The sequence below is a fragment of the Micrococcus sp. LASM2_SD2 genome (assembly GCF_057364565.1).
Genome location: NZ_JBNFOB010000240.1, coordinates 1 through 3,354 on the forward strand (window position 1 = coordinate 1; position 3,354 = coordinate 3,354).

5 protein-coding genes are annotated in these 3,354 nt (G+C 71.6%); 2 read left to right on the forward strand and 3 right to left on the reverse strand.

Features of this window, described 5'->3' with window-relative positions:
• Window positions 1–410: 410 nt before the first annotated feature.
• Window positions 411–1,460, forward strand: a complete 1,050-nt coding sequence (locus tag AC2W7A_RS10655) for a DNA polymerase (protein ID WP_485991330.1) — start codon at window positions 411–413, stop codon at window positions 1,458–1,460.
• Here the strand turns inward: AC2W7A_RS10655 and AC2W7A_RS10660 are convergent.
• The 3 genes from AC2W7A_RS10660 to AC2W7A_RS10670 all read right to left on the reverse strand — a co-directional run bounded on the left by AC2W7A_RS10660 (window position 1,447) and on the right by AC2W7A_RS10670 (window position 2,625).
• The gene (locus AC2W7A_RS10660; protein ID WP_485991331.1) at window positions 1,447–2,121 is read right to left on the reverse strand and encodes a hypothetical protein; all 675 of its coding nucleotides are present in this window, start codon (window positions 2,119–2,121) and stop codon (window positions 1,447–1,449) included. The two genes, AC2W7A_RS10655 and AC2W7A_RS10660, sit on opposite strands and share 14 nt — an antisense overlap.
• A 169-nt stretch (window positions 2,122–2,290) precedes the next feature.
• Entirely contained in the window at window positions 2,291–2,476 is a 186-nt protein-coding gene (locus AC2W7A_RS10665) for a PhnA domain-containing protein (RefSeq protein WP_485991332.1), read from the reverse strand.
• The gene (locus tag AC2W7A_RS10670) at window positions 2,473–2,625 is read right to left on the reverse strand and encodes a hypothetical protein (RefSeq protein ID WP_485991333.1); all 153 of its coding nucleotides are present in this window, start codon (window positions 2,623–2,625) and stop codon (window positions 2,473–2,475) included. The genes AC2W7A_RS10665 and AC2W7A_RS10670 overlap by 4 nt, the downstream gene beginning before the upstream one ends.
• 104 nt (window positions 2,626–2,729) lie before the next feature.
• On the opposite strand from AC2W7A_RS10670, the gene AC2W7A_RS10675 reads away from it, so the two are divergent.
• On the forward strand, window positions 2,730–3,354 hold a 625-nt coding region (locus AC2W7A_RS10675), incomplete at its 3' end, for an MFS transporter (RefSeq protein ID WP_485991334.1).

Sequence of the window (3,354 nt, forward strand, 5' to 3'; positions counted from 1 at the left end):
CCTGCCCGCCCGCCTGGGCGTGGACCCGAGCACGGTCCGCTGGGTGCTCGCCGACGTCGGGACGGAGTACGCCGCCTGGCTGGCGGCGGGGGTGCGGGTGGATCGGTGCTGGGATGTGGCCCTCGTCCAGCGGATCCTGCGGCACGCGGCTACGGCGCCGGGCAGCGGGGTGCGTTACACGCCCGTGGCGCAGCTCGAGGTCGCCGACCCCCACGGAGCCCGAGCGCCCCCGCGCGGGTGCCCGCCGGTCAGGAGTCCTTCTTTCGACCTGCCGGACGAGGCCGGCCCCTGCTCCGGACGTCACCGTGCTGCGCAGCCGAGGCTAGGCCGCGCAGCGGGCGGCCGTCGAGGGCTCGGCCCACCCGCACCGGCTGCGGCTGCTCGCGGCGGCGGAGTCTCAGGGCGCACTCGTGGCCGCGGAGATCCGGGCGGCGGGCGTGGCCGTGGAGTCCACGCGGCAGTGGGACCTGAAGCACTGGATCGACGCCGGCGGCGCGGAACGCGAGGCGCGGGCCGCGCTGCTCGCACCGCTGCTGGAGTACAAGGCCCTGGCCCGGCTGTGGACGGCCAACGGCTGGCACTGGCTGGACCAGTGGATCGGCGACGACGGCCGGTTCCACGCCGCCTACCTGGTCGGCGGCGTGGTGACCGGGCGGTGGGCCGCCCACGGCGGTGGGGCCATGCAGATCCCGGCCGGGGTGCGCGACGCCGTCCGCGCAGACCCCGGGTGGACGCTGACCGTCGCCGACGCCTCCCAGGTGGAGCCGCGCATCCTCGCCGCGATGGCCGCCGACGAGGCGCTGGCCCGTGCCGGGACCACGCCCGACCTGTACCGGGAGGTGGCGGAGCAGGGCCGGGCGGCCGGCACCGCGCTGGCCGACCGCGGGCGCGCGAAGATCGCCCTGTTAGGTGCGATGTACGGCTCGACGACGGGAGACTCCGCGGCGCTCATGCCGCACCTACGCCGGCTCTACCCCCGAGCGATCGGCCTGCTCGAGCGGGCAACCTCCGTCGGCGAGGGCGGCGGCCAGGTGTCCACGTGGCTGGGCCGCTGGTCCCCCCACCGGGGCGGACGTGGCAGGAGTCCGTGTCCGACGTCGGCACCCAGGCCGCCGAGTCCGCGGCCCGGCGACGGCGGCGCTCCCAGGGCCGCTTCACACGGAACTTCGTGGTGCAGGGAACCGCGGCCGAGTGGGCGCTGTGCTGGATGGGCGAAATCCGCCGTCGACTGCGCTCGGCCGGCATGCGCACGGAACTCGTGTTCTTCGTCCACGACGAGGTCTCCTGCACGGCCCGGCCACGGAGGCCGAGGCCGTGCGGACGGTCGTGGCAGAGTCCGCGAGCGCCGCCGGCCGCCTGCTGTTCGGTCCCGCCCCCGTGGACTTCCCGCTCACCGTCTCCAGCGTGGGGTCGTACGCGGACGCGAAGTGAGGGGCTCGCCGGGGGTCAGCAGGCCTTGAAGGAGAGGCCCGTCAAGAAGATCTGCTGCATGGTCTCCCCCTTGGTCGAGGAGAAGTCGACGGTGAACGACGACACCGGGCCGGCCATCGTGACAGTGGCCCGGTTGGCCGAGACATCGGAGTCCACTGCTCCGGTCGTTGTTGCCTTGAGCGGCCTCGACGCCGACGCCTCACCCGTCACGGCGGTTCCCAAAGACACGCTCGTCGGCGAAGGCGACACCCAGACGCTGTCTTGGTAGCCGGAATTAACCGAGTCGATGTCGGCAATACTGAACGTCAGGTCCGTCACGGGCTTGCTGAAGGTGATCGTCAGTTTCTGACCACCCGCGCCCTCTTGCTGAAGCTGAAGGCCATCGGCCCTCAGATCCCCTAAGCCATTGTATCCAAGGTTGATGGCCCCCGCTGCCGTCAGGTTGTTGCCCGGAAGGCGCTTGCCGCCGTAGGCGCTCGTGCCCACGAACAGGTCGACAGAAGCACCACCCGGGGCAGTATAAGTGTACTGGTCGGGAATCGTGTACGAATTAGCCTGGGTGAACTTGCCCGTGTACGTCAGCGGGTTCCCACAGCTGATAGCCAAGGCGGGAGCGGCGACAGCAGCAGCGACCACCGGAGCAGACCAGCTAACGCCCTTAACGACGGAACGGCGAGTGATTATGGGCATCGAGGCCCCTTTCGAGAGAGTCAGACGGCGGCTTGGCTGAGAGACTCAACAGCTCTTTTATATACTATACACACGTGCCTCGCAGGGGTCAGCCCGCCGGTGCAAGACGGGGAGCGCCGCTCCACGCGGAAGACCGCCACTCGGTTCGTCTCCGTCATCACCGACGACGTCAGGTACAACTGACCCACACCCGGGGCCTGCGACGCGGTGTCGTGGCCGTCCACCGGCAACCCGGCAGTCGGATGCCGCGCACCTTCGTGCCGGACTTGATCCCCGCGCCACCCTTGACTTTGAGGTCCTTGGCGATGGTGACGTCGTCGCCGTCGGCCAGCGGATTGCCGACCGCGTCCTTCACGACGACGGCGCGCGGTTCGGCGCCTCAGCCTCGGTCTCGGCGGGGTTCCATTCGTGGGCGCACATGGGACAGACCAGCACGGCGCCGTCCTCGTAGGTGTAGTCCTCGGCGCAGGCGGGACAGGGCGGCAGGGCGTCGGTGGCGGTCATGGCCGCCGTGCGCCGCACCGGGCAGAGGACCCTGGGACCTGGCACGATCGGGGACGAGGGCCGATCCTGGAGAGCGCCCGAGACACCCCCGAGAAGGAGACCGTATGCCCGTCGCCCCACGTCCGTCCGACGGCGAGGCGTCCTCGGTCTTCACCCCGCATCAGCAGCGCATCCTCGCGGTGCTCCTCATCCCGATCTTCATGTCCCTGCTGGCCGTGTCCAGCATCAACGTGGCCCTGCCCGCCCTGCAGCGGGGCCTGGACGCCAGCGACACGGAGCTGCAGTGGGCCATCTCCGGCTACACCCTCGTGTTCGGCATGGTGCTCGTGCCGGCGGGCCGGGCGGGTGACCTCTTCGGACGCCGCCGGCTGTTCATGGTGGGCCTCGGCGTGTTCGCGCTCGGTGCGCTCCTGTCCGGCCTGGCGCCCACGGGCGTCCTGCTCGTGCTCGCGCGCCTGGTCATGGGCGTGGGCGCGGGCCTGCTCAACCCGCAGGTCACCGGCTTCATCCAGAGCGAGTTCTCCGGTGCCTCCCGCGCCCGGGCGTTCGGGGCGCTTGGCGCCGTCGTCGGGGTGTCCGTGGCGGTGGGGCCGCTGCTCAGCGGCGGGCTCATCGCGTGGCTCGGCGGCGACCTCGGCTGGCGCGCGACCTTCCTGGTGAACGTGCCGATCGCCCTCGGCGCCCTGGTCGTGGCCCGCCACTGGCTGCCGCGCACGCCCCCGTGCGGGC